The organism is Thermococcus profundus (assembly GCF_002214585.1).
In the GTDB taxonomy this organism is placed as follows: domain Archaea; phylum Methanobacteriota_B; class Thermococci; order Thermococcales; family Thermococcaceae; genus Thermococcus; species Thermococcus profundus.
In genome coordinates this window covers 561796-587876 of record NZ_CP014862.1, presented here as the reverse complement: position 1 = coordinate 587876, position 26081 = coordinate 561796, and the positions used below count along the sequence as shown (strand labels likewise).

Annotated in this window: 27 protein-coding genes and 2 tRNA genes; 17 read left to right on the top strand and 12 right to left on the bottom strand. The window is 52.7% G+C overall.

What is annotated here, in order from left to right; translation table 11 throughout:
• The first annotated feature begins 159 nt into the window (after positions 1-159).
• Positions 160-2388, top strand: coding sequence for an amino acid permease (locus tag A3L09_RS03265; protein ID WP_088857600.1), 2229 nt, complete (start codon positions 160-162; stop codon positions 2386-2388).
• Positions 2389-2427: 39 nt separating this feature from the next.
• On the opposite strand, the gene A3L09_RS03260 is transcribed toward A3L09_RS03265, so the two are convergent.
• Positions 2428-3105: a diphthine--ammonia ligase gene (locus tag A3L09_RS03260; RefSeq protein ID WP_088857599.1), complete on the bottom strand. Its 678-nt coding sequence runs from the start codon at positions 3103-3105 to the stop codon at positions 2428-2430.
• A 78-nt stretch (positions 3106-3183) separates the two neighbouring features.
• Here A3L09_RS03260 and A3L09_RS03255 point away from each other — a divergent pair, with 78 nt between their 5' ends.
• The 6 genes from A3L09_RS03255 (at position 3184) to A3L09_RS03230 (ending at position 7965) form a co-directional block, all read left to right on the top strand.
• Positions 3184-4482, top strand: a complete 1299-nt coding sequence (locus A3L09_RS03255) for a bifunctional L-myo-inositol-1-phosphate cytidylyltransferase/CDP-L-myo-inositol myo-inositolphosphotransferase (RefSeq protein WP_088857598.1) — start codon at positions 3184-3186, stop codon at positions 4480-4482.
• 41 nt (positions 4483-4523) lie between these two features.
• A complete protein-coding gene (locus A3L09_RS03250; RefSeq protein WP_088857597.1) occupies positions 4524-5672 on the top strand; it encodes an inositol-3-phosphate synthase in 1149 nt (382 codons plus the stop codon).
• A 67-nt stretch (positions 5673-5739) separates the two neighbouring features.
• Positions 5740-6342 carry a DUF4443 domain-containing protein gene (locus A3L09_RS03245; protein ID WP_088857596.1) on the top strand — a complete coding sequence of 201 codons (603 nt, stop codon included), beginning with the start codon at positions 5740-5742 and terminating at the stop codon, positions 6340-6342.
• A 4-nt stretch (positions 6343-6346) separates the two neighbouring features.
• Entirely contained in the window at positions 6347-6982 is a 636-nt protein-coding gene (gene pyrF, locus A3L09_RS03240) for an orotidine-5'-phosphate decarboxylase (protein ID WP_088857595.1), read from the top strand.
• A gap of 4 nt (positions 6983-6986) precedes the next feature.
• Complete coding sequence (locus A3L09_RS03235; protein ID WP_088857594.1) at positions 6987-7505, top strand: RNA-binding protein; 519 nt, start codon at positions 6987-6989, stop codon at positions 7503-7505.
• Position 7506: 1 nt separating this feature from the next.
• Positions 7507-7965, top strand: coding sequence for an adenylyltransferase/cytidyltransferase family protein (locus tag A3L09_RS03230; RefSeq protein WP_088857593.1), 459 nt, complete (start codon positions 7507-7509; stop codon positions 7963-7965).
• 9 nt (positions 7966-7974) lie between these two features.
• Here A3L09_RS03230 and A3L09_RS03225 read toward each other — a convergent pair whose 3' ends face one another.
• The 4 genes from A3L09_RS03225 to A3L09_RS03210 all read right to left on the bottom strand — a co-directional run bounded on the left by A3L09_RS03225 (position 7975) and on the right by A3L09_RS03210 (position 10635).
• On the bottom strand, positions 7975-8307 hold the full coding sequence (locus A3L09_RS03225; RefSeq protein WP_088857592.1) for a CopG family transcriptional regulator: 333 nt from the start codon (positions 8305-8307) through the stop codon (positions 7975-7977).
• Entirely contained in the window at positions 8291-9064 is a 774-nt protein-coding gene (locus A3L09_RS03220) for a ParA family protein (RefSeq protein ID WP_088857591.1), read from the bottom strand. The genes A3L09_RS03225 and A3L09_RS03220 overlap by 17 nt, the downstream gene beginning before the upstream one ends.
• Before the next feature lie 85 nt (positions 9065-9149).
• Positions 9150-10415, bottom strand: a complete 1266-nt coding sequence (gene ftsZ, locus A3L09_RS03215; RefSeq protein WP_088857590.1) for a cell division protein FtsZ — start codon at positions 10413-10415, stop codon at positions 9150-9152.
• Between the two features lie 31 nt (positions 10416-10446).
• Positions 10447-10635 carry a ribbon-helix-helix domain-containing protein gene (locus A3L09_RS03210; protein ID WP_088857589.1) on the bottom strand — a complete coding sequence of 63 codons (189 nt, stop codon included), beginning with the start codon at positions 10633-10635 and terminating at the stop codon, positions 10447-10449.
• A 213-nt stretch (positions 10636-10848) separates the two neighbouring features.
• On the opposite strand from A3L09_RS03210, the gene cgi121 reads away from it, so the two are divergent.
• From cgi121 to A3L09_RS03190, 4 genes are all read left to right on the top strand, one after another.
• Positions 10849-11256: a KEOPS complex subunit Cgi121 gene (cgi121, locus tag A3L09_RS03205; protein ID WP_088857588.1), complete on the top strand. Its 408-nt coding sequence runs from the start codon at positions 10849-10851 to the stop codon at positions 11254-11256.
• Positions 11257-11340: 84 nt separating this feature from the next.
• Positions 11341-12519: a pyridoxal phosphate-dependent aminotransferase gene (locus A3L09_RS03200; RefSeq protein ID WP_088857587.1), complete on the top strand. Its 1179-nt coding sequence runs from the start codon at positions 11341-11343 to the stop codon at positions 12517-12519.
• An 11-nt stretch (positions 12520-12530) separates the two neighbouring features.
• Positions 12531-12794 (top strand): TMEM165/GDT1 family protein, encoded by a 264-nt coding sequence (locus tag A3L09_RS03195; RefSeq protein WP_088857586.1) that lies wholly within the window; start codon positions 12531-12533, stop codon positions 12792-12794.
• 9 nt (positions 12795-12803) lie between these two features.
• Complete coding sequence (locus A3L09_RS03190) at positions 12804-13148, top strand: hypothetical protein (RefSeq protein WP_088857585.1); 345 nt, start codon at positions 12804-12806, stop codon at positions 13146-13148.
• A gap of 138 nt (positions 13149-13286) precedes the next feature.
• Here A3L09_RS03190 and A3L09_RS03185 read toward each other — a convergent pair.
• Together A3L09_RS03185 and A3L09_RS03180 are read right to left on the bottom strand one after the other, a co-directional pair.
• Positions 13287-13364: transfer RNA gene (locus tag A3L09_RS03185), tRNA-Ile, on the bottom strand.
• A gap of 5 nt (positions 13365-13369) precedes the next feature.
• Positions 13370-13445, bottom strand: a tRNA-Asn gene (locus A3L09_RS03180).
• Between the two features lie 60 nt (positions 13446-13505).
• Between A3L09_RS03180 and A3L09_RS03175 the strand changes: the two genes are divergently transcribed.
• From A3L09_RS03175 to leuS, 4 genes are all read left to right on the top strand, one after another.
• Positions 13506-14198, top strand: a complete 693-nt coding sequence (locus tag A3L09_RS03175) for a phosphatase PAP2 family protein (protein ID WP_157727191.1) — start codon at positions 13506-13508, stop codon at positions 14196-14198.
• A gap of 5 nt (positions 14199-14203) precedes the next feature.
• Positions 14204-15280 (top strand): M24 family metallopeptidase, encoded by a 1077-nt coding sequence (locus A3L09_RS03170; RefSeq protein WP_088857583.1) that lies wholly within the window; start codon positions 14204-14206, stop codon positions 15278-15280.
• Between the two features lie 194 nt (positions 15281-15474).
• A complete protein-coding gene (locus tag A3L09_RS03165; protein WP_157727190.1) occupies positions 15475-16437 on the top strand; it encodes a hypothetical protein in 963 nt (320 codons plus the stop codon).
• 259 nt (positions 16438-16696) lie between these two features.
• On the top strand, positions 16697-19600 hold the full coding sequence (gene leuS, locus A3L09_RS03160; RefSeq protein ID WP_088857581.1) for a leucine--tRNA ligase: 2904 nt from the start codon (positions 16697-16699) through the stop codon (positions 19598-19600).
• On the opposite strand, the gene A3L09_RS03155 is transcribed toward leuS, so the two are convergent.
• Entirely contained in the window at positions 19601-21085 is a 1485-nt protein-coding gene (locus A3L09_RS03155; protein ID WP_088857580.1) for a hypothetical protein, read from the bottom strand.
• Between the two features lie 164 nt (positions 21086-21249).
• Here A3L09_RS03155 and A3L09_RS11000 point away from each other — a divergent pair, with 164 nt between their 5' ends.
• Together A3L09_RS11000 and A3L09_RS03150 are read left to right on the top strand one after the other, a co-directional pair.
• Positions 21250-21441, top strand: coding sequence for a hypothetical protein (locus tag A3L09_RS11000; RefSeq protein WP_232473566.1), 192 nt, complete (start codon positions 21250-21252; stop codon positions 21439-21441).
• A 44-nt stretch (positions 21442-21485) separates the two neighbouring features.
• Complete coding sequence (locus A3L09_RS03150; protein ID WP_232473565.1) at positions 21486-22061, top strand: class I SAM-dependent methyltransferase; 576 nt, start codon at positions 21486-21488, stop codon at positions 22059-22061.
• A gap of 135 nt (positions 22062-22196) precedes the next feature.
• Here A3L09_RS03150 and A3L09_RS03145 read toward each other — a convergent pair whose 3' ends face one another.
• From A3L09_RS03145 to A3L09_RS03135, 4 genes are all read right to left on the bottom strand, one after another.
• Entirely contained in the window at positions 22197-23186 is a 990-nt protein-coding gene (locus tag A3L09_RS03145; RefSeq protein WP_335755347.1) for a M20/M25/M40 family metallo-hydrolase, read from the bottom strand.
• Positions 23095-23400, bottom strand: coding sequence for a hypothetical protein (locus tag A3L09_RS11110; protein WP_335755346.1), 306 nt, complete (start codon positions 23398-23400; stop codon positions 23095-23097). The genes A3L09_RS03145 and A3L09_RS11110 overlap by 92 nt, the downstream gene beginning before the upstream one ends.
• 76 nt (positions 23401-23476) lie before the next feature.
• Complete coding sequence (locus A3L09_RS03140) at positions 23477-24508, bottom strand: polyprenyl synthetase family protein (RefSeq protein ID WP_088857579.1); 1032 nt, start codon at positions 24506-24508, stop codon at positions 23477-23479.
• 73 nt (positions 24509-24581) lie between these two features.
• Positions 24582-25916: an RNase J family beta-CASP ribonuclease gene (locus tag A3L09_RS03135; protein ID WP_088857578.1), complete on the bottom strand. Its 1335-nt coding sequence runs from the start codon at positions 25914-25916 to the stop codon at positions 24582-24584.
• Between the last annotated feature and the right edge of the window lie 165 nt (positions 25917-26081).

The window sequence follows — 26081 nt, the reverse complement described above, 5'->3', positions numbered from 1 at the left end:
CAATAATCTCGGGCTCGTACGCGTTCATGCTCTATCTGCTCCAGAAATCCCGGAGGATAATCGAAGGACTAAAGAAACAGAGAGAATCTTTGAGAAAGCGCCGGATCAGGCAAAAGGTGCACTCTGTTAGGAGCGCAGTAATCTCGAGGAGGCGGTAACATGGAGGAGGAAGTCCAGCTGTCCAGGGGATTGTCAATATGGCACCTCATGATGATGGGCATGGGGATGATGATAGGGGCTGGGGTTTTCGTGGCAACGGGAATCTCGATTGGCTTCGCTGGCCCCGGCGGAATCCTCGTGGCCTTCGCTTTAAACGGTCTCGTGGCGCTCTTCTCGGCAATGGCCTTCGCAGAGCTTGCCTCCGCCATTCCAACGGCGGGTGGAGCTTACACCTACATAGACGAGGCCTTTAAGGGGCTGGTAGGTTTTCTTTCAGGCTGGCTCAACTGGTTCGCCCTAACGGTTGCAGGGAGTTTGTACGCTATAACCTTCGCAACCTACACAGTGTTCCTCCTCGAAGGAACGGACTGGTTTTCCTCCCTCGGAATCGGGAGCGAGCTGGCCATAAAGGCGCTGGCCCTTTTCATAATAATCGTCTTTGTGGCCATCAATTACATCGGTGTCTCCGAGACAGGAAACATAGAGAACCTCATAACCATCGGCCAGATGTCAACGCTCATATTCATAGGCCTGTTCGCAGTCTTCTACACGATTTTACACCCGGAAAGGCTTTCACATTTCACCTACTTCGTCCCCAACGGCTGGGGCAAGGTTCTGGCGGCGATGGGATTCACCTACGTCGGCTTTGAAGGTTACGAGGTCATAGCCCACGCCGGAGAGGAAGCCTTTGACCCCAAGGAGAGCATCCCAAAGGCCATCCTCTACTCGGTCGTTGCAGTAACTACAACATACCTCCTCTTCGCCTTCGCCGCGATAGTCGGAGCGGACGTTTCTCCAGAGAACCTAACAGCGTGGTTCGCTTCCCACGGTGCCGTTGGGATGGGCGAGGCGATAAAGGATTTGATGCCCTATGGTGGATTGTTGATAACGCTGGCGGCGATATTCTCCTCCACCTCCGCCCTCAACGCCACCATATACTCCTCAACGAGGGTTCTGTTCGCTATAAGCAGAGACGGAAGGCTTCCGAAGTTCGCCTCGAGAATTCATCCAGTTAGGAGGGTGCCTCACATAGCCCTCGCCCTCTCCTCGATCATAATCATAACCGTTGCGATGGCCCTCCCGATAGAGGATGTAGCCGCTAGCGCCGACATAGTATTCCTCCTCATATTCCTCCTCGTCAACGCGGCTGTCATAAAGATAAGGCACGAGAGGGGAAGCGAACTCGAATACGGCTTCCTAATGCCTTACTTCCCGGCCATTCCGATAATAGCCATAATTCTCCAGGCAGTTCTCTCAGTATGGGTCTTCAACGTCAGCCCAACCGCATGGCTCGTAACCCTGGGCTGGCTGGGACTGGGCCTCGTCATAAGCACGAAGTACAAGGGAGCAAAGGAGGCAAGGAAGACGCACGAAAGGGAGGTGGTCTTCGGGGAGTGGCTTCCCGAGGGCTACAAGGTTCTTGCAGCGGTCTCAAACCCCAAGACTGCCCCTTACATTGCCAAAATCGGTGAGACGATAGCAGAAGCTAAAAACGGAGAACTGGCGATAGTTACCGTCGTTACTGTCCCGGAGCAGACGCCGCTTGAGGAGGCACGCCGCTTTGCCGGGCCTGCGTTCGAGCTGATTAGAGAAGTCAAAGCCTCGTTGAGTGGAAAGGTAAACATCAGGGGAGTCGTTTACTACGCCCACAGCGTCTACCGTGGAATAATGAGCGCTATACGGAATAAAAACCCAGATTTGCTCATCCTCGGCTGGAGGGGACGCTCTAGGCTGGGCTACATCCTCGGGAGCAACCTCGACAGGCTGGTGGAAGTCCCATGCGACGTTCTCCTCGTGAAGCCAGGTAAAGATGAGGAGATCAAGAAAATCCTTTTCCCCACTAGCGGTGGACCTCACAGCCTTCTGGCCGCAGATGTGGCAAGGATATTTTCCATTAAGAACAATGCAAGTGTCACGATCCTCTACGTGGACAGAGAGGGAGAAGACAGAAAGAGGATAGAGCGCCGTCTTGAGCCGATTATGAGGTTATTAAACGGTGCCAGGGGACACCTGGAAATAATCAGGGCCGAGAACCCCAAGCGGGCAATCCTTTCCAGATGCGAGGAGTACGACATGGTGATAATGGGGGCATCGGAGGGAACGTTTCTCCGGAAGGCTCTGTTCGGTGAAGTTCCAGTGGAGGTCGGAAAGGAATGCAGGAAAACGGTAATCCTGGTCAAAAGAGACATGGGAAGGCGCTCCTGGATACGGAGGTGGCTGTTCGGCTGAGCCTCACTTTATCCGCTATCACTTTTTACCAGCGGCAGTTCACCCCTTCGGCTCCAGATGTGCCCCCTTCACCTCCAGCACGCCCGAATAGCTGCACTCGTCCCACTTCTTTTCAACCTCGTCGAAGACTATCCTCGCCCTGAAGAACGGTGCGTCCCTCACGAAGGTTTCGAACTCGCCGCCCTCCCCGGCAACGTGAACCTTGTACTTCTCATTGAGCTTTATCAGCTCTTCAAAGGCCTTCTCGTCTATCCTCCTGCCGAGCCAGCTCTGGTCGAGACCGTAGGCGGCGGTTCCGACTATGACAACATCAAAGATGCTGATTATCTCTCTCATGTAATCGACTGGATCACGGTGCCAGGCAGGAGCAAAGCTCTCAATGCCCAGCTCCTTTGCAACTCTATCGACCCTCTGCTTCTGATACTCGCTCGCTAAAGCACCTGCAACTACCCCATCGATCTTCAGCCCCTCGAGAACGGCCTTCATGTCCTCGACTTCCTTCTCCTTCTCGCCGGAGGTGAAGCCCTTGACGAGGGGGATTCCAACAGCTTTAGCCTGAAGCTCGGTGAGGTGGATGTTAGGCACGTGGTACATGTAGCTCTCTTCACTCTCGCTCACCATCGAGACGAGGTACTTAACCTCAAAGCCCTTCTTCAAAGCCCAGTAGAGGGCGTAGTTCGAGTCTTTCCCGCCTGAGTAGAGGACTGCAACGCGCATCTCTCTCACCCGAAAGCTTCAAATCATGGCCACCTTAACATTACCGGACTTAGAGCCACACTTAAAAAGGTGATGGGGATGGTGCCAGGGACGGCAGTGATTCTCGCAGCCGGCTTCGGGACGAGGATGGGTGGAAAACCCAAGGGGCTGGTCAAGATAGCGGGAAGGGAGATTCTGTACAGAACGATGAGACTACTCCAGGAAAGCGGCGTCAAAAAGTTCGTAGTGGTTACCAACGAGAAGTACTCACCACTTTACAGGGAGTTCATAGAGAAGCACGGCTTTGACACTGAGCTCGTCGTAAACCCCGAGCCTGAGAAGGGCAACGGCCACTCGCTCCATCTCGCCAGGGAAAAGGTTGAGGGAAAGTTCGTTCTCGTGATGAGCGATCACGTGTATTCGGGGGGGTTCATCGAGAAGGCAGTTAGGGGCGAGGGGCTGATAGCGGACAGGGAGCCGAGGTGGGTTGATATCAACGAGGCAACAAAAGTCACGGTAAAGGACGGAAGGGTCTTGAGGATAGGGAAGGGGCTCAAGGAGTGGGACGCCGTAGACACCGGATTTTTCGTCCTCGATGAGGGGATTTTCAAAGTTACAGCAATCCTCGAAAGCGAGAAGAACGGCGACTACCCCCTGAGCGAAGTTATCGGGCGCGCAAAGGTTCCAGTTACTTTCGTTGACGGCCTCGGATGGACTGATGTTGACACCCCCGAAGAGATCAAAAGGGCGAGGAGAATGCTCATCAGGACGGCGGTGAAGGGAACCGGGGACGGGTTCATAAGCAGACACCTGAACAGGAGAGTTTCAACAAGAGTCAGCGAACTGCTTGTGGAGAAGGTCACTCCGAATCAGATGACGGTGGTAACGTTCTTCCTGGGCATTATCTCTGCGCTAACAACTCCCGTAAACCTGCCCCTAGCGGGGATACTCTACCAGCTCAGCTCAATCCTCGACGGCGTGGATGGGGAACTGGCAAGGGCTCAGCTGAGAACGAGCAAACTTGGGGGGTACATAGACTCCCTCCTGGATCGCTACGTGGACGGGAGCTTTCTCGCGCTTCTCGCATACACCACACTCAGGGAGCCGGTATGGTATCTGGTGGCGCTCCTGGCCCTCCTTGGCTCGGTGATGGTAAGCTACTCGACGGAGAGGTTCAAGGGGGCATTCTGCAGGGATGCCTACGCTGATGTTCCAGCGCTCAGAAAACTGCCCGGGAAGAGGGACGAAAGGGTCTTTCTGACCATGCTGTTCCTCCTCTACCCAGCGGGTCTTTCCATAAAAGTTCTTTTCATCACACTGGCCCTGCTCACAAACACCCGTGTTCTCCTGACAGCTTATTTCATCTCAAAGAAAGTTTTGCAAGCGAAAACTATTTAACTGCTGTAAAATATTTTAGACCAGCACAGGAGGTGGATGAAATGGTTAGGGTTGTTATACTCGGACAGGGATTCGTTGCTAGCATTTTTGCGAGCGGACTTGAGAAGATAAAGGCAGGGAAGATGGAGCCCTACGGCGTTCCAATGGCCGACGAGCTCCCAATCAAGATAAAGGACATCGAAATCGTTGGTTCCTACGATGTAGACGCAAGCAAGGTTGGAAAGGACCTCCACGAGGTCGTTAAGGCCTACGATCCAGAGGCCCCGGAGAGCCTGAAGGGGATAACCGTGAGGAAGGGAATCCACCTGAGGAGCCTCAGGAACCTTCCGATTGAGGCAACAGGCCTCGACGACGAGATAACGCTCAAGGAGGCCGTTGAGCACCTCGTTAGCGAGTGGAAGGAGCTCAAGCCGGACGTCTTCGTCAACGTCTGCACCACCGAGGCATTCGTCCCCTTCGAGAGCAGGGAGGAGCTCGAGAAGGCCATCGAGGAAGACAACCGCGAGAGGCTCACCGCCACCCAGGTCTACGTCTACGCGGCAGCCAAGTACGCCAAGGAAGTCGGCGGAGCGGCCTTCGTGAACGCCATTCCAACCCTCATAGCCAACGACCCGGTCTACATTGAGCTCGCAAAGGAGAGCAACCTCGTTATCTTCGGCGACGACGGAGCCACCGGTGCGACACCGCTCACCGCAGACGTTCTCAGCCACCTCGCCCAGAGGAACCGCTACGTTCTCGACGTTGCCCAGTTCAACATCGGCGGCAACAACGACTTCTTAGCACTCACCGACAAGGAGAGGAACAAGAGCAAGGAGTTCACGAAGAGCTCGATCGTTAAGGATCTACTCGGCTACGACGCCCCGCACTACATCAAGCCGACCGGTTTCCTCGAGCCCCTCGGCGACAAGAAGTTCATCGCCATGCACATCGAGTACGTCAGCTTCAACGGCGCCCACGATGAGCTCGTCATCACTGGAAGGATAAACGACAGCCCAGCCCTCGCCGGCCTGCTCGTCGACCTCGTGAGGCTCGGAAAGATGGCCGTTGAGAAGAAGGAGTTCGGAACGGTCTACGAGGTCAACGCCTTCTACATGAAGAACCCCGGACCGAAGGAGAAGCCGAACATACCGAGGATAATCGCCCACGAGAAGGCCAGGATGTGGGCCGGACTGAAGCCCAAGTGGCTTTGAATTCCCTTCCTTCTTTTCTCCACAAACTTTTAATTCTCCCCGTCCTAGTTCTTTCGGAGGGAAGCCGATGAGCTGGAAGAGAGGAGCCTATCCTGAGTTCACACTCGAGGACGTTATAGCGACCATGTTTCTTCTTAAGGAACCCACCGGCAGAAAGCTCATCTCGGAGATGCTCGATCTCGGGGAGGGAAGCGTCAGGACGATCCTGAAAAAGCTCGGCTTTCTTGATCTTATCAGATCCACCCAAAGGGGTCATTCGCTCAGCGATAGAGGAAAGGAGATTCTAGAAAAAATAGAGAAGCACTTCTCCGAGGTTCACAAAGCAGGAAAGGTGGAGGGGTTCCCGGCCTACGCCATTCTGATCAGAAAACCAGGAAGCTTCAAGAGCATAGAGCTTCGAGACGAGGCCGTGAGGTACTTTGCCAAAGGTGCCATGGTTCTCACCGTTAAAGACGGAGAGCCCGTGTTCCCCGAGGACATGCGCGCCCTCTCCGAGACGATGCCGGAGCTGGCCGAGGATATAAAGAACGCCTTCGAAGCCGAAGATGGTGACATGGTCGTCGTTACCTGGGCCGAGAACTCGGCGGATGCCATGAAGAGCGCCTATCACGTTGCACTCTTCCTGAAGGGCGAACACATCCCAGAGGAAATAAAGTCGCTCGTGAGGTGAACCCATGGGGAACAGCAGACTCATCCTAGCACTCGACGTCTACGAGCTCAAGAAAGCCCTGGAGATAGCGGAGAGTACTGCGGAATACCTGTGGGCGGTTAAGGTAAACTGGCCCCTTATCATAGGCTCCGGTTTGGAGATCATTACCGAACTAAAGGAAAGAACCGGACTTCCAGTCATAGCCGACCTGAAGCTCGCAGACATACCCAACACGAACAGGCTGATAGCAAGTAAGGTCTTCGAGGCTGGGGCGGACTATATCATCGCCCACGGCTTCGTTGGAAGGGACAGCGTTAAGGCAGTCATGGAGCTTGGAAAGACGATAATTGTCGTCGAAATGAGCCATCCTGGAGCGGAGGAGTTCATCCAGCCCGTAACCGACAGGCTTATTGAACTCGCCAACGAGCTTGGACCCTTCGGCGTAATCGCCCCCGCGACGAGGCCCGAGAGGGTGAGGTATACCCGGTCAAAGCTTATGCCAGGGATTAAAGTTATCACTCCTGGAGTTGGGGTGCAGGGCGGAAGCGCCAGGGAAGCCCTCAACGCGGGCGCGGATTATATAATCGTCGGGCGCGCGATTTATGAGAGTGAGAATCCAGGGAAAGCGGCAAAGAGAATATACGAAGAGATAGGAGGGTGAGAAGGTGGAGCTGAAGGTCAAGCACCCGCTCAGCAAGAAGGAAGTGAAGGAGATAATCCGCGAGATGGGCGAAATCTTTGGTGAGGAGATAGCGAAGAAGATGCTGGACAAAAAGGACAGGGTCGAGGTAGCGGAGTTCGACAAGACCACCGAGATCCTCCTCGTGAACGGCAAGCCCTTCTTCATAAGGAGGAAGGAACTCCTGTTCCCACTGGTAATAGCGCTCTACGAACTCTCCAACGAGGAAGACCTGAGGAAGTGGCCGAGGCGCGTCGTTGTCGATTCAGGTGCCGTCAAGTTTATACTAAACGGTGCGGACGTTATGGCCGCCGGAATAACCGACGCCGATGAGAACATCAGAGAAGGAGACTTCGTCTTTGTGGTAGAGGAAGACTACGGAAGGCCCCTCGCGATAGGGATAGCCCTCATGGACGGGAAGACGATGAAAGAGAAGCCCAAAGGAAAGGCCGTGAAGAACATCCACCACGCCAAGGATAGGATATGGGAGCTAACGGTGGGCTGATATGGAGAAGCCGGAGGGAGGGAAAAAGAAGATCCGGGTTCTCGTGGGGGGAGTCTTCGACATCCTCCACGTGGGCCACGTCCACTTCTTGAAACAGGCAAAGGAGCTCGGGGACGAGCTGGTAGTTATAGTAGCCCACGACGAGACCGTCCGGAGGAACAAACGGAGAAACCCCGTGAACCCGGCGGAGGACAGGGCAGAGCTGTTGAAGGCCATAAAATACGTCGATGAGGTTTACATAGGTTCGCCCAGGGCGATAGACTACGATATGGTCAGGAGGATAAACCCAGACATAGTGGCCATCGGGCCGGATCAGACCTTCGACTGCAGGAGGTTAAAGGAGGAGCTGAGGAGGCATGGGATAAACGCGGAGGTCATAAGGATCCCCTACCTCTACCGGAGCGACCGGGCAAAGACTAGCAAAATCCTCCAGAGAATCGTTGAGGAGTTCTGTGAATGAAAGAAAACATCAGAGGCGGAACCTTCCCATGTAGTCCCTCAGGAAGTCGGGGTCTTCTCTCCTGACTGCGCTCATAAGCTCCTCAAACTTCTTCTCGCCGAGAGCCTGTTTGAGGTAGTAGTAGAGGTTGACGGCGTCCTCAACTATGATGCTCTGCCTCCTCCCTTCATCACCGTAGAGCTCGATGAGCTTCCGGTTTATGTCGAGGCTTATGTAGAGGGTCTTCTGCTTCTTCTGGGTCTTTAAATCCTCCTTGTCCTTTTCCTTTTTGGGTTTTGAAGGTTTGGTCAGATCGTTAACGGAACCGGAAAACAGCTTGGGAATTTTACTCTCCTTCGGCAATTGAAATCACCTCTTTCGTAAGCTTCTCAAAGGCCCGCGCGGCCCTTCCATCCGGCTCGTATTCGAATATGTTAACGCCCTCCCCCTGGGCCTTCTCAAGGGCTACCGCCTTTGGTATCGTCGTGAGTATCGGTGCGTCCGGGTAAGCCGCTTTGAGCTCTCTGAGCCGGGTCTGGGGAACCTTCGTCTGCCTTGTGAACTTGTTGGGCACGAGGCCCATGAGGGTGAGGTTCTCGTTGGTCTCCTCCCTTATCATTGACATGAGGTTGAACATGAGCTGCATGCCAATGACGCCGAAGTAGCTGAGCTCCAAGGGTATCAGGACGTAGTCCGAGGCAGTGAGGGAGTTGACAAGGAAGATGCCCATGCTCGGGGGGTTGTCTATGAGAACGTAATCGTAGTCCGGCAGGATCGGCGAGATGGCCTTTACGAGCCTCCTCTCTCTGTTGTATGCGTTGATGATCTCTATCTCCTTAGCAGAAAGGTTGAGGTGGCTCGGGATCAGATGAAGGTTCTCGGTGACCTCTACTACGGCATCCTCAACATCACTCTCCCTGCTCATGAGGGTTCCAACGTTGTTGCCCTCGTACTTGAGAACGTCCATCCCTATGAGGCCGAAGGTTAGGTTGAACTGTGGATCAACGTCTATCAAAAGCACCCTTCTGCCTGCCCTGGCAAGGCCGTAGCCGAGGTTCATGGTCAGAGTCGTTTTTCCAACGCCACCCTTCTGGTTGGCCACACTGATTACAACGGCCATTCTACCACCCGCACTTCTCCTACTAAAGCCTAACCAGTTGAGGATTCGAACGATAAAAACTTTATGGAATTAAATAGTGGAAGAATCAAAGCTCCTCGATGCCAGAGTTAGCAAAGATCTCCTCAATCCTCTTCTTTCTCTCATCACTTGCCCTGTCTTTTATCCTGTCATCCTGCCCCGAGATGATTGAGTATATGTCCTTGGAGCCCCTTGACTTGGAACCCTCAAATGGGAATGAAGTCGGCTTTGGAACGACGACCGCGTCTTTCTCAGTGGTGAGCGCAGTTTCACCACCGAGGATGTGCGGACTCTCGACACCGGTCATTATGACCATTGCGCGGACGACTTTGCCCATGTCCTCGTCGACCCTGGCTCCCCACTTGATCTCAGACTTAGCCCCGAGGTTGTTGTAGACGATCTCCATGGCCTCGTTTATCTCCCCGAGGTTAACGTCTGGACCGACGGTGAAGTGAACGAGAGCCTTGTTTCCGCTTCCGAACTTGACGTCGAGCATCTTGTTCTCGAGGGCGGCCTTTACCGCCTCAACTGCCCTGTTCTTGGAGTCGCTCTCGCCAATTCCTATGAGAGCCGCTCCACCGTCCTTCATAACGCTGTAGACATCGGCAAAGTCTATGTTAACCATTGAGGGGAGCTTTATGGTCTCGGTTATTCCCTTAACCATTCTGGCGATTATCTCGTCGGCAAAGCGGAAGGCGGCGCTTATCGGGAGGTTCGGCACGAGCTTAAGGAGCTTGTCGTTCTCAATGATTATGACGGTGTCAGAGTACTGAAGGAGGGCCTTTATTCCAGCGCGGGCCTTTTCGAGACGTATGGTCCCCTCGGTCTTGAACGGGAACGTGACAACGCTGACAACTAGGGGCTCCCTAAACCTGCCGCTGTTCCTCGCGTGCTCCTTGATGACCTTCGCAACCACCGGAGCCGCTCCAGTTCCGGTACCGTTGCCCATACCAGCGGTTATGAAAACCAGATCAACGTCCCCAATCGTCTTGGCTATCTCGTGGGCGCTCGCCTCGGCGGCCTTATAACCAACGGTTGGATCTCCTCCAGATCCTTTTCCGTGAGTTATTTCCTTGCCGAGAAGGAGCTTCTTATGGGCCTTGACCCTTGAAAGGTGCTGGGCATCGGTGTTCATGGCTATTAACTCGGCACCCTCAACACCGAGCTCGTAGAGCCTGGTGATAGTATTATTTCCAGAGCCACCAACGCCGACTATTGATATCTTTATGAAGTCGTCGAGGTTTTCATCAAAGAAATCCTCCCTCTTCTCGACCTTCGGTCCCTCGTCCAGATCCAGTTTTATCCCGGCCTGCTCCAGCAGTTTAAACACCATATTTCTTACCCCCTCTCCATCGTGCGGCGGATTATTTTATAACATACCCAGGAACCTCGTCCTCTGGAAGCTCTATGTTCATCTCTCTTTTCAGGAACTCTCTGAGTGCGGTCCTTATTATCTCGCTCCTGCTGGGATAGATACCGCGCCTCACGAGCTGATCCATAGCGTTGATGAAACTCTGCGGCACCTGCACGCTTATGATGCGCATCTTTGTCATATACTGTATCACCCAGTCCAGTGAGTCGCTACTTTAGTTAGTGATTTAAGTAGTTAAATACTTTGCGGCTTGTTAATAATATTAACATAATATTTTTTTCAAAAATTTTTTGGATATTATCGATTTAACAAAAAGAATTTTGGATGAATAATTCTGGACATGATACTAGGACAATTGTTATAAATGCGAATCCAACTTTCAGTGGGGGAGAGCATGAGGGAGGTCGCGGATGGAATAGTCGTAGAGGCCGTCATCGTTGAAGATCCAGAGGCTGTTCTTCCGTTGCTCGGAGGGAAAGTTCAGCTGGTGAGGGCCAAGTGTTATCAAGAGGTCGTCCATGCGGCGATACTCGCCAGAAGGGCCTTCGAGAGAAAAACAAACCACGCAAAGACTCTAGGGGGGGAGCTCCTGCTCCGACTGGCGGGAACCCTCCAGATAAGCGACGCCATCAAAGCCCGCGGTGTCGGCAAGGGGCTCAACTACCTCGTCGTCTTCGGTACCGGAGACGAGGCGGAGGAGGTCGTAAAGAGGCTTGGTTTAAGTTCCACCCTCCCGATTCAATGCACAGAGGAAGAAGCGAAGATATATTTTGAAAAATCCGCCCTAGTCGAGGTTTTGTAGGCCGATTTTCGATAAATCGACCCTTCTTTCAGGTTAACTTTATAAGGAGCCCCCACCTGAGTTCGAAATGCTGAGGTGATCTTCATGAGATACAAGAAAAGGAAGTACTTCATGGCCGGCAGGATAAACCTCATCCAGAGATCCAAGATCAGGGAGCTTTTTGAGAAGGCAAGGAAGATGGAAAACGTCATTTCCCTCGGCATAGGGGAGCCTGATTTTGACACCCCAGAGGTCATAAAGGACGCCGCCAAAAGGGCCCTTGATGAGGGTTACACCCACTACACCCCCAACGCGGGGATACCCGAGTTTAGGGAGGCCATAGCGGAGTACTACCGCGACTTCTACAAGGTGGACGTTGACCCGAACAGCATAATAGTCACGGCCGGCGCTTATGAGGCGACATACCTGGCATTTGAATCCCTTCTGGAGCAGGGCGACGATGTTATCATCCCCGATCCGGCTTTCGTCTGCTACGTAGAAGATGCAAAAATAGCGGAAGCTGGGATACTCCGCATACCTCTGAGGGAGGAGAACGAATTTCGTATCGACCCGGACGAACTCGTGGAGATGGTGACGAAGAGAACCAGGATGCTTGTGATGAACTACCCCAACAACCCGACCGGTGCAACCATAGACAAGCGAACGGCAAAGGCGATAGCGGATATAGCGGAGGACTACAACATATACATCCTCAGCGACGAGCCCTACGAGCACTTCTTGTACGAGGGGGCTAAACACCACCCGATGATAAAGTACGCCCCAGACAACACAATTCTCGCCAACAGCTTCTCAAAGACCTTTGCCATGACCGGCTGGAGGCTAGGATTCGCCATAGCCCCTCCCCAGGTTATTAAGGACATGATAAAGCTTCACGCCTACATCGTTGGCAATGTTACATCCTTCATCCAGATAGCCGGGATAACCGCCCTCCGCGACAAGAGGAGCTGGGACGCCCTCAAAGTAATGAGGGAGACCTATGCGGAGAGAAGAAAGCTAGTTTTGAAGGGACTTAAGGCCATTCCGCACATCGAGGCCTTCAGGCCCAAGGGAGCCTTCTACATCTGGGCCAAGATAAACCCAGAGCTTGACATGAGCAGCGAAGACTTCGCCAACTGGCTCCTTGATAACGCCGGAGTAGTTGTCATCCCCGGAACGGCCTTCGGAAAACAGGGCGAAGGCTGGATAAGGATCAGCTACGCCACAAAGAAGGAACAGCTGATTGAGGCAATGGACAGGATGGAGAAGGCCCTAGAAACGCTCTGAGGGGGCGGAGCATGAATTCCCTTCTCTACATTTTTGTCGCAGTTTTTCTCGCGGAGCTTGGCGACAAGACCCAGCTGGCCACGATGGCATTTGCGACTAAATACGGATGGAAGACAGCATTCATCGGGGCAATACTTGGACTGGCGCTTGTGAACTTTATCGGGGCGTACATCGGTGAGAGGCTCGGAGACTTCATTCCCGTCGATCTCCTCCACAAGGGGGCGGGGATTCTGTTCGTGGCCTTCGGACTTCTCATGCTCCTCGGAAAACTGTGAGGTGGTATAGTGAAGTTTGGAATCAGACCCAAGAGTGCCGTGATGGTATCCTTCCTCTCAATAGCCCTCTACTTCTTCGGCATAGCCGCTCTCTCAACAAACTACCCCCTCCAGGCCACAGGAGGCGTTTTTGTGGGCCTCCTCCACGTAGCAATTCTATGGGGGCTCTGGAGAGGAGAAGAGTGGGGGATAGGCTTTGGAAAGTACATATCGTTCGTGGATCTTATCTTCTCACTCCTCTGGATGATGCTCGGGGTCATAGCCCAGGGAGCAACGCTGTTCGCTCTCTCCGCCCTCGTCCTGATACTCCTGAGCGATCCTGAAGTGGAGGGCGAGATACTGGGGAGGCTCTGAAAACCCCACCGACTTCTTTATCAGAAGCTCGATCTTTTTTTTTTGGTAGCTCCGGAGAAAGCATGGATATACAAAAAACTAGCTTGTTAGAATCGCATACCACTCTTCCGCCAGCGCTTGCGCAAGCAAGGGCTGTAATGGTGGGCCCGGGGGGCTTTGAACCCCCGACCACGCGGTTATGAGCCGCGCGCTCTGACCAGGCTGAGCTACGGGCCCACTGATGGCGCCGCCGCCCGGATTCGAACCGGGGACCGCCGGATTAACAGTCCGGCGCTCTACCAACTAAGCTACGGCGGCTCGACCCAAGTTATGGGAAGCGTGGAGTATTTATAAAGATTACGGTGGTGAGCTTTTTAAGTGGGCGTCCCTTTACATTCAGGGGACGATTCAATGAACGACAGGAAGAGGCTCGTAGTGGAGTTTCTTGCGGTATATCTGTTCTGGGAGGTTTACAGCATCGTTTACCCCTTTTTGGGCCGCTGGAGCATCAGCTGGAACGGTCTGCTCCTTGAGCTCCCGGGAACTTCAAGGGATTTCGTTCTGTCCATTCTCCTGTGGACCAAGTCCCATCCCGTACTCTACACCGTTATGGACGCGGTCTATCACTTCGGGTTTAGCGGACCGATGGTTGTGGCGTTCCTCTATCTCCTCCTGAGGGATCCCCCTGAATGCAAGATCCTTATCAAAGCCTACGCCCTTTCCTTCCTTGTACTTTCAATAATATTCTTGACTGCCCACGTAAACGCTCCCCACCATATTTACCCTGACCTTCCGAGAAAGTATTCCCCTCCGAGCTGGCTAGCCAGGCCCCAGTTCGTTTTCCCTTCTCCCCACTGTACGATAGCGACTGTGAGCTTCCTCGCCCTCTTCATGAGACGGGAGAAAAGTGCAAGGTTCCTCTCGCTTTTTCCGTTCCTGGTGCCCCCTTCCACGGTTCTTCTGGCCGAGCACTGGATCTGGGATACGGTTGCGGGGATAGTCCTCGGTGCTGGGATTTGGTTTCTTCTGACAAAAAGCGTTAAAATCTCAGGGAGTATTCGGTGGTGGTGAAAAAAATGCGCCTTGAAAAGTTCGTTTCCCTGCTGAACGAAAGAGGGTTCGGTGGAGCCATCATAAGCCCAGGCACGAACCTCTACTACCTTACGGGCCTGCATCTCCACGAAACTGGAGAGAGGCTTACCGTTTTGGCGGTGAATGCCGACGGGGAATATCAGCTGCTCGCACCCAGCCTCTACGAGAACGTCGTGAGAAACTTTCCGGCTACGTTCTGGAGGGATGGGGAGAACCCCTACCACAAACTCGCGTGGATTCTCGGGGAACTTGAGCTTTCATCCGGCAGGATTCTCATCGAGAACACCATGCGCGCAGACTGGCTGATAAACATCATCCGGCTCGGAAACAGGAACTTCGAGTTCTATCCCCTCAGCAGTGTAATCCGAGAGCTCCGCATGAGGAAGGACGAAGAGGAAATTGAGATGATGAAGCACGCGGCGAAAGTAGTTGACCGCGTTTTTGAAGAGATCCTGAGCTGGGATCTTCTTGGAATGCGTGAGAGGGATCTTGCTCTAAATATCGAGCTCAGGATACGGGAGCTGAGTGACGGGATATCCTTTGAGCCGATAGTGGCCAGCGGGGAGAACGCCGCCAACCCGCACCACGCCCCGGGAGACAGGAGGATAAGGGAGGGGGACATGGTTATCCTTGACTACGGTGCAAGATGGAAGGGCTACTGTTCGGACATAACGCGGACGATAGCAGTTGGGAAACCCGATGAGAAACTGATTGAGATCTACAACACTGTCAAAGAAGCCCAGGAGACGGCCTACAGGGCAGTTAAGGTGGGGAAGAAGGCGAAGGAGATAGACGCCGCCGCAAGGGAGATCATCGCGAAGGCCGGCTACGGCGACTACTTCACCCACAGAACGGGCCACGGCCTCGGTCTGGATGTCCACGAAGAGCCTTTCATAGGACCCGACGGTGAGGTAGTCCTGGAAGAGGGCATGACCTTCACCATAGAGCCCGGGGTCTACGTTCCAGGCCTCGGTGGGGTCAGGATAGAGGACGACGTTGCGGTTGTGGATGGTAGAGGTAAAAGGCTGACGAGGGCGGACAGGGGGCTGGTTGTCCTCTGACCCCTGTTACCCCATTCCTTGAAATTTTAACTTTTATTCGGTTCATATCGTTTCAACTGGTGAGATAGATTTCTTGAAATTTTTGTTGGGCTTTTAATGCCATTAAACACCTTTAATCCCTTGAAACGTTCGTTTCATCCAATTTTTCACCGCGTCCCTAAAATAGGAGTTCGGCACTATCCGCTATCGAGGTGATGGCTATGAAGTGCCTGAAGGCACTGTTGATAATAGGGCTGCTGGTGGCGGCCATAGTACCTGCGGGAGCCGTCCTTGCGGATGAAAGCAGCAAGGGCTCGTTGCCGCAGGAGATCCAGGGCACCAACGCCACGGAGATGGAGCTCGTTGCGGGCAAGATAATCTCGAACCTTGAGAGACTCCACAACATAACATCGGGAATAATTGAGAAGGCGAACGTCAGCACCAATTCAACGATCTTCGAGCACTACCAGAAAGCTGAGGAGTACAGGAAAACTGCCGTTGGGGATTATCAGAACGGTTACTACGAGGGTGCCATAGCCAACGGAATCCTCGCCATGAGGCACTACAAAGTCATCCTTAAGGCTGTGAAAACCGCCAGAGAGGAACTCCGGGAGCTTCCAGGGGAGATCAGAAGGATGAATGGCTACTTCAAAGCCGCCGAGAAGACAATTGAAAGGGCTCAGAAGCAGGGAATTGACGTTGGCAACGCTCCTGAGCTCCTCAACCAGACTAAAGAGGCTTACATACAGGTTATGGAGGACATGCGGAACAAGAACCTTGAGAAAGCCAAGGAAGACCTCGCAGTGGCGAGAGAGCTCAAGAAGCAGCTGGATGAGAAGCTCGTTGAGATAAGGAAGGAGCTCGCCTATGCAAACGCGGACAGAATCGTCAACGCATTCCTAAGAAGAGGGAAGAGGGCTATGGAGTTCGCTCAGAGGGTTATCGAGAGGGTAAACTCCAACGGTGGAAACGCGGCAAGGCTCCAGGAAAGGCTGAATGCATTCAGGGGAGTCTACGAGCAGGTCAAAGAACTCTCGGATCAGGGAAAATATGCAGATGCCCTCAATATCATAATGGCCAATAGGGAGACCATAAAGGAGTTCTATAAAGCTCTCCACTTTATAAAAAGGGAGCTTCACAGGGGAGGCCACGGAAAGGGTTTCCGAAATGGGCACTGACACTGGACGGTCTAGCCTGAGGATATCGGTTTCTTCATGAGGAGTGCATGACTTCTTTTCTCCTTTCTTTCTCCAAAAAACTTAAATACCCAAAACCGCTACTCGCTCCGATGCCGATGAGGGGGGAGTACCTTCTCCATCGTTCACCGGGCGTTTCGCTCTGATTGCCTAGATAGCCCCCCTATTCTGAAGTCTCGCTCTTTTGGAGTTCCATATGGATCCTTAGGATTGAAAATCGAAGCTAAAGGAGGTTTTGGACATGGCTGAGCTCAACTTCAAGGCGATTGAGGAGAAGTGGCAGAAGCGCTGGATGGAGGAAAAGGTTTTCGAGCCGGACAGAAACGCGAAGCCGAAGGAAAAGAAGTTCTACATAACGGTCGCGTTCCCGTACCTTTCGGGCCACCTCCACGTCGGCCACGCGAGGACCTACACGATACCGGACGTTATAGCGCGCTTCAAGAGGATGCAGGGCTACAACGTTCTCTTCCCGATGGCGTGGCACATCACGGGCGCGCCGATAGTCGGAATAGCCGAGAGGATAAAGAACCGCGACCCCAAGACCATCCACATCTACAGGGATGTTTACAAGGTCCCCGAGGACATCCTCTGGAAGTTCGAGGATCCGAAGGAGATAGTCAAGTACTTCATGAAGGCAGCGAAGGAGACCTTCATAAGGGCCGGCTTCTCCGTTGACTGGACGCGCGAGTTCCACACGACAAACCTCTTCCCGCCCTTCAGCAAGTTCATAGAGTGGCAGTTCTGGACGCTCAAGGATATGGGTCTTGTCGTCAAGGGAGCGCACAGGGTCAGATGGGATCCGGTCGTTGGCACTCCTCTTGGTGATCACGACATAATGGAGGGTGAAGATGTCCAGATACTCGAATACGTCATAATCAAGTTCGTTCTCGAGGAAAACGGCGAGGAAATCTATCTCCCGGCCGCCACCCTGAGGCCCGAAACTGTCTACGGCGTCACCAACATGTGGCTGAACCCTGAAGTCACATACGTGAAGGTCAAAGTCAAGAAGGGCGACAGAGAGGAGACCTGGATCGTCAGCAAGGAAGCCGCTTACAAGCTCTCCTTCCAGGACAGGGATATAGAGGTCATTGAGAAGTTCAAGGGTGAGAGGCTCATCGGAAAGTACGTCAAGAACCCGGTAACCGGCGACGAGGTCATAATCCTACCCGCGGAGTTCGTTGACCCTGACAACGCAACTGGAGTTGTTATGAGCGTTCCTGCCCACGCGCCCTTCGACCATGTAGCGCTTGAAGACTTAAAGAAGGAGACCGAGATTCTGCTCAAGTACGACATCGACCCGCGCGTGGTTGAGGAGATAAGCTACATCTCGCTGATAAAGCTGGAAGGCTACGGCGAGTTCCCAGCTGTCGAAGAGGCCGAGAAGCTCGGTGTTGAGAGCCAAAAGGATGTTGAGAAGCTCGAGCAGGCGACCAAGAACATCTACAAGGCCGAGTACCACAAGGGAGTTTTCAAGATTGAGCCCTATGCCGGCAAACCTGTCCAGGAGGCTAAGGAGCTGATAGCGAAGGAGCTCCAGGAGAAGGGCATCGCAGAGATAATGTACGAGTTCGCGGAAAAGCCGGTCATCTCAAGGTTCGGAAACCAGGCGGTCATCAAGATAATCCACGACCAGTGGTTCATAGACTACGGAAACCCAGAGTGGAAGGAGAAGGCGAGGGAAGCTTTAGCGAACATGACCATCTATCCAGAGAGCAGGAGGGCACAGTTTGAAGCCGTTATAGACTGGCTCGACAAGAAGGCCTGCGCCAGAAAGGTCGGCCTTGGAACGCCGCTCCCGTGGGATCCGAACTGGGTAATCGAGAGTCTGAGCGACTCGACCATCTACATGGCTTACTACACCATAAGCAGGCACATGAACCAGCTGAGGAAGGAGGGCAAGCTCGACCCAGAGAAGCTTGACAGGGAGTTCTTCGACTACATCTTCAGGGAGGAGTTCAACAAGGAGAAGGAGAAGAGGCTGAGCGAGAAGACCGGAATTCCTGCCGAGGTTATCCACGAGATGAAGGAGGAGCTCGAGTACTGGTACCCGCTCGACTGGCGCTGCTCCGCCAAAGACCTCATACCGAACCACCTGACGTTCTTCATCTTCAACCACACTGCCATCTTCGACAGGAAGCACTGGCCCAAGGGAATAGCGGTGAACGGCTTCGGAACGCTGGAAGGCACGAAGATGAGCAAGAGCAAGGGCAACGTCCTGAACTTCATTGATGCCATAGAGGAGAACGGAGCGGATGTTGTCAGGCTCTACATTATGGGACTGGCCGAGCACGACAGCGACTTCGACTGGAAGAGGAAGGAAGTCGGAAAGCTCCGCAGGCAGGTGGAGCGCTTCTACGAGCTGATAAGCGAGTTCGCAACCTACGATGTCAAGGAAGGCGTTGAGCTGAAGGACATAGACAGGTGGATGCTCCACCGTTTGAACAAGGCCATTGATGGAGCAACTAAGGCCCTTGAGGAGTTCAGGACGAGGACAGCAGTGCAGTGGGCATTCTATACAGTTCTCAACGATCTACGCTGGTACATGAGGAGAACCGAGGGGAGGGACGACGAGGCGAAGCGCTACGTCCTGAGAAAGCTCGCCGACGTCTGGGTCAGGCTGATGGCACCGTTCACGCCGCACATCAGCGAGGAGCTGTGGGAGATGCTCGGCGGGGAGGGCTTCGTGAGCCTCGCTCCCTGGCCCGAGCCGGTTCCTGAGTGGTGGAACGAAACCGTTGAGGCAGAGGAGGAGTTCGTCAAGTCCCTCATCGAGGACATCAAGGAGATCATAAACGTTGCAAAGATAGAGAACCCGAAGAGGGCATACATCTACACCGCTCCGGAGTGGAAGTGGAAGGTTGTTGAGGTTGTTGCTGAAAAGAAGGACTTCAAATCCGCTATGTCAGAGCTGATGAAGGATCCAGAGATGAGGAAGCACGGCAAGGAGGTAAGCAAGCTGATACAGAGACTCATCAAGGAGAGAGCCTTTGACGTCACGAGGATCAACGAGGAGAAGGCGCTGAGGGAGGCCAAGGACTTCATTGAGAAAGAACTTGGCATCGAGATAGTCATCAACGCCGAGGAGGACAAAGGAGGAAAGAAGAAGCAAGCCATGCCGCTGAAGCCTGCGGTGTTCGTGGAGTAATTAGTTTTTCTCTTCTTTTCTCATAATCTTTCTTTCCCGCTTATGTCTCTCTAAGTAGGCCCTCAGTACATTATCAAAAATCTTTCTAAGTATCTTCAAATGGTGGAGAAAGCCAAGATATTCAATAGTGGAACTATACGGTGGAAAGTCGACTAAAACCGGATTGTGAACTACATCACTGAGTTTGTGATACTCATTTGAAACTGGAAACTGGGAAGTATCTTTAAGGTTCGCTTTTGTTGGCAACTTAATATGCTCATCTAAAACGACATCTATCGGGGATTTCCCTGTCTTAATAAACATGTCCACGGACTCATAACAAATCCTATCCGAAAAACCGACTACGGAGTATTTTTGGACTTTCTTGTTTGCTTTCCTTTCTATAAAACCTGTTGAAAACAATTTGTAAAATATGTCTTTTTTGAACTCCTCTCTAAGATCCGATAATGACTTGATTTTCCATTCTTTTGATTCTTCTTCGGGATTTTCTAAAATAACCTCTCCTACAAACGGCCTCCCATAACTATCATAGTACACCCTAAGCCACTTTTCAATAAAATTCTCATTTACATAAGTTAATCCACTCCAAACAGCATCTTCTTTTGTTTCCTCTGTTAGAGCGGTTTCGTCAAGCTTAGGAGCTATTAATGAATAGTATTGAATGAGCGAGGCCGTTAGTAAAGCGTCCCCCAAGTCCCTTATGAGTGAACGCATTAGGTAGTATCCTGAGTGAAAATGGCCGGACTCTAAGAGTAGCTCCAGATGCTGGACAATGGTAAGCATGTCTGTAAATATTTTCATTAAGTGATTCTTTGTGGCTATCTGCCACTCGTAGTCCTCGGGAGTTTCACCTATAGATATGGTTAGCTTGTATAGTTGAAGTATCTCATTCTTAAGGGCATTCAATTCAATTACCGCGTTAAAGGCTGTGGTAGCGCCAAAATTAAAGAATATGGCAGGCAATGCAACTTTTGAAGGTGTGGAAATGCCACTTGGGGGTAATTGAGGTGTCAGAATAGAGGCAACTTCATAGATGTTGCTCGGATAATCCTGTCCCTCATTTAGCAGTTTAACAAAACTTAGAATCTTATGTGGCCAGACATTTTTGTAGTATCCATCTGGGTCAACACTTAGTATCAACTTTTCTCCCAAAGGATACGCATCCCATTCAATGCCCAACGTCCGTAATACAGAGGTTGCATAGCCAATTGGTGTAGTGGAATCTTCTTTCTCCTCGAGAATCTTATGTAATCCCTCTTTTAGCCCGCTTTCTTCAATTTTCTCAGAGACATAATTAATGATGAAAGTTCCAATTGTCTCGTATGCGATCCTCGGGAAGTCGACAAGAACAGGCATTTCTAATGAGATTTTGGTATCGGGATGAGTTACCCAGGCTGTGTGAGGGACTCTGAATAAGTCTATTGAATTTTTGGAGTTCTTCTTAACCCCCTCTAAAATTTGCTTCAACTCGCTAATAGGTAACATCCTGTTTCACCATAAGCAGGTTGGTGTTACCAACTAAAAAGTTTTCTAGAGTTTGTAAAGGAATTTTCTCAAATATAAAATTCTCGCCTGTCATAAACTCAACCCCACATTATAAAACCTTTTCTCCAAAAACACTTTAAAGGGAAGCACTTTAGCCATCTCCGGTGTTCTCCATGCCCACCATCGAGAAAAAGTTTGAGAAAGACGTCCTTTCCAAAATTCCTCCCCGAAACGAGCCACCCTTACCTCCAGACTGGATTCATAAGGAGGTGCTCGAACGCTTTCGCGTCCTCAGGTTCTCTTCCCTGGAAGAAGGAATGAACGTTCTCGAAGTCGGCGTGGTGCCCATGCGATAACCACCGTTCCGCTCGCTTACCTCGTAGGTGAAACCGGCAGAGTAGTGGCCGTAGACAAAGCCCGCTGGCGCTTCTTCGAGGAAATAACATCCGCAACTGGAGTGAAACACAGGGTAATCCCCATGAAGCTTGACGCAAGAGAACTGCCCTTTCCCTTTAAGGCGTTTGATCTGGCCGTTCTCGTCCACGGTGTTAGAAGCCTGAAAAATGAAGAAACCATCGTCAAGGTCATCTCCGAAATGCTCCGCGTTTCCGAGAGGGTCTTCATAGCAGAGAGCCTTCCGATAGCCAACAACGAGCGCCAGATGGCCCACCTTGATTTATACAATCTAAGGGAGGAGATATTTGAAGCTCTCTTCGGTGAGAAGGACGACCTTCACTACTTCTCAATGGAAGAGCTGAAGGAATTTGTAAAGCGTGCCGGAGGGAAAATTATCGAGAGCGGAGTCTTTGAGCCCAACCTTCCTCACTACCTCGCCTACATTCCACGAGAGTACGTGGAACGGATAAAAGACAGGGAAAAACGCGCTGAACTTTTGGAGCGGTGGAATAGGGCCTATAAAAAGTGGAAAAAGGGAGCCAAGCATCCACCTGTGGGATGGTTGGTTGCCGAGAGATAAGCATCTCCAACTATCCCTTCACCAGTCTCCTCGCCACTTCCGCGTAAAGCGCTGGCATCTTTTGGAGCGAGTCTATCTCAACGTACTCGTTCGGGCCGTGGATGTTCCATCCCCGCGGGCCGAAGTCTATGGCTTTTACACCATGGGGAGTGAAGAACCTTGAATCCGATGCCCAGGCCCCTCAGCAGGCTCCACCTTCTCGCCGAGCTCCTCAAGAACTTCCAGCGTTATCTTGACGATCTTCTCCTCCGGGTGGGTGAAGAGGTATCCCGCCTTTTCGTTGGTGGCAACTTTGACTTCCGCCCCGGGAAGGTTGAACTCAACCACTTCCTTCATCGCCCGCTCAATCTCGTCCTTCGAGCGGCTCATCGCCCTCACGTCGAACTTTAGAACATGCTTTCCATTTTCGATAAAGTACAGGTTGGGTGTGATCGAGATGCCGTAATCACTGTACTTCTCCGCTTTTATCGGAGCCCTCACGAATGGCACTACCGCCCTGAGGAGCCCCGTGAGGCCGAGGTCAACCTCCATCTCTTCGCCCTCACCGGGGATCACGTAGGTAAGGGTCACCTCGCTCGGCACGACGTTGCCCTTGAGGAACTTTCCCTCGAGAGAAACGGCAAACGCTTCTCTGCCCCTGAGGAAGTGCGAGGCTGCTATGAGCGGGTGAGTATCAACGCCGGAGAGGAAATAAGCAGAATGCCTCGTCTCCAGCACCGGCGTTCTTATCCTAAAGGTTTCTCTCCTTACGGTGCCCTTGACTTTCGTTTTTTCGGAAGGGACGCGAATAGTAACTCCAAAGCCCTTCCTTCTCCTAATTATCGGTTTCATCCCGGTTCCGTCGGCGTTCACCAGGTACCCTGGAAGATTGCCCTCCTGAGCGAGCTTTTCAGCGATGTGCATGGCCATCCTGCCGCCGATCTCTTCATTGCCCGTGAATGCAAATAGAACCTTCCCATCGAGCTTCTCCTCCGAGAGCTCCTTCAGTGCGAGCATTATTGAAGCAACGTTGCCCTTGTCGTCGGCGCTGCCCCTACCGTAGGCTCGGTTCCCCTTGATTGTGAGCTTGAACGGGTCGGTCTCCCACTCTTCCATGTTTACGGGCACTACGTCGAAGTGGGCCATGAAGAGTAGCTTTGGCTTTCCTTCCCCTATCCCCCCCGTAAACCGCGTAGTAGCCGTCGCGCTCTATTATCTCGCTCTCTATCCCCCACGAGGCAAGCGTGTCTCTTATGAAGGCGGGACAGTCCTTGGAGGGCTTTATTCCCCTCTCTGGGTCGTTCACAGTCTCAAATGCCACTAACCTGGAGAGAAGTTCGAGAACATCCACGGCAACCACCGTTAAGATAGGTGTCGAAATGGTATTTAAGGATTTAGCGGGTGGGGGAACAGGGAGGTAAAAGAGTAAAAAAGGCTCAGAACTCCCTCTCGACGAGGAACTCTGCTAGAAGCTCCAGGTCTCTCCTAGCTCCGCTCTCAGGAAGAACCCTGAGGGCCTCGTTGGCCTCTTTCACCAGGTTCTTGGCGTAGTCTGCCGCATAGTCTATGCTGCCGTACTTCTTGAGGAGTTCGATGGCCTTCCCGACTTCTTCCTTCACATTATCGTCGTGTATCAGCGCGTCACCCTTAGCGTCTCCCGCGTACTTGCCAAAGACCTTCATGAACTCCTCCTTATCCTCCTCGGTCGCGTGGTCAAAGAAGTGGCTGACAATCAGGGTCTTCTTGCCCTTCCTTATGTCGCTTCCGACGGGTTTTCCGAGCTTCTCCTCGTCTGCAATCAGATCGAGGACGTCGTCCCATATCTGGAAGGCTATTCCGACGTTCATGCCCCACTTTGAGAGGGCCTGAATGTACTCCTCGTTGTCGGTTCCAACTATGGCCCCTATCTCCGCCGAGCCCTGGAAGAGAGCCCCGGTCTTGCCGCTTATCATCCTGAGGTATTCCTCAACGCTGACCTCTTCCCGCGTCTCGAACTCTATATCAAGGGCCTGGCCTTCGCAGAGCATATTGGAAGTCCTGACGAGAACATCGAGGATCCTCGCTTTCTTCTCAGACGGAACATCGGCCTTCGCTACCGCCTCGAAGGCCTTGCTGAAGAGCAGGTCTCCGGCCAAAATCGCCATGTTGACGCCCCAGACCTTGTGGACAGTGGGTTTCCCCCTTCTCAGCTCGTCCATGTCCATTATATCGTCGTGGACGAGGGAGTAGTTGTGGATAAACTCAACGGCAGCCGCTGGGTAGAGTGCTTTCTCCGGGTCGCCACCAACGGCCTCGGCCGCGCGGAGGACGACGAAGGGCCTTACGCGCTTTCCCCCTGCGAGCGGATAGTGCCTCGCAGCTTTGTAAAGCTCAAGCGGCTCCTTTTCAGGAACGAGTTCTAAGATGACCCTATCAACGTCTTTCGCCTTCTCCTTGATCCTTGCGAACAGCTCGTCATACTTCCTCATCGTACCACCCCATGAGAGTGAGTGTGAGTCTAAACCAAGGAAAAAAAAGAGGAACCCTTTATCAGTTTTGCCCTCACCTTATCTCGACCGTGTATCCATTCCTCGACACGAAGACGTCCCTGCCGATCAGGTATCCCTCCTCCTCGGCAAGCTCAGCGTACTGGGTCAGCATCTGGAACTCCCCGTGTGCAGGGACTATGTTTTCGGGGTTGAGCATTCTAAGGAGGTAGCGGTGGTCTTCCCTGCTGGCGTGGCCAGAAACGTGAAGATCCTTGATCATTCTAACGCCCTTCATCCTGAGCTTGGTCTCGAGGATGTAGCGCTGGGCCCTGTTGAGCGGGTTGGGGATGGTGCCGGCGGAGAAAACCACCGTGTCGCGCTTTCCGATGTCGTAGAGCTCGCCGTTGGCCATCCTCGTTAAGACCGCCCCCTGTTCGCCCTGGTGGCCCGTAACTATGAGCAGGTAGTTCTCCCTCGCCCCCGAAACTTCCGCCAGGACCTTTCTTATTGCGTTCGGGCTCCTGAGAACCCTCGACCCCTTCATTTTGATTAGGCCCAGCTGCTTGGCTATACCAGTGTACTTTGCCAGAGAGCGGCCGATGAAGACCGCCTGCCTTCCCATTTTGTTTGCTATCCATATGAGCTCCTGGAGGCGGGCTATGTGGCTTGCAAAGGTAGTTGCTATCAGTCCGTCTGCCTCCATGCCCTCGTAGAGGAAGAAGTCCTCAAGCAACATCTGGGCAACGGCTTCACTCGGGGTTTTGGTGGGTTCAGAAACGCGCGTTGATTCGGGAATGAGGACCTTGACTCCCTCCTTTCCGAGCTCCTTGAGCCTTCTGTAGTCCGGCTTCTCCCCGAGGGGACTGTTGTTGTCGAACTTGAAGTCCCCGGTGTGGATGACGGCTCCCTCCGGCGTGTGAACGACCACCATCGAAGCCTGGGGTATCGAATGGGTTATTCTGACGAACTCTATCGCGAGGTTCTCGCTCACCTGAACTATCTCCCCGAATTCGGTCTCGTACATCGGGTTCTTGACCTCAAAGTACTTCTCGCTCTTGACCTCGCTCTTGGCGAGCTTTATTGTGTAGGGGGTGCCGTAGATGGGAACGTCTGGATAATGGGGGGCAAGCTTTCCAATTGCCCCAATGTGGTCAAGGTGGCCGTGTGTGAACGTTATGGCAACCACTTTTTTGTTTCGCAGAATCGAATCGTCGGGGATCGCCCCGAGCTTCTGAAGCTCCTTCGTCGGGAACTCCTGTATGTTCACGTCCTCATGGATGAGAACCCTGTCAAGCCTTATGCCCATGTCGATTATAACGACTTCCTCCTTTCCGCCGTTTGAATACCCAACGGCGGTCATGTTCTTGCCGACTTCCTCGTAACCGCTTATGGTGTAGATTTTTATCATGTCTATTCCTCCTTACGCCCCCAGGCCTCTCCTGAGGCGTGGGGCTGCGTTGGTCATAGTTGCGGCAGGGGGTTTAAAAAGGTGTGCATTTATTGGGGAGCCTATCGAAGCAGTTAAATAGGGTTCTGCCCTACTTTTATGCCAGCCACAGCAAGAAGGAGGGAA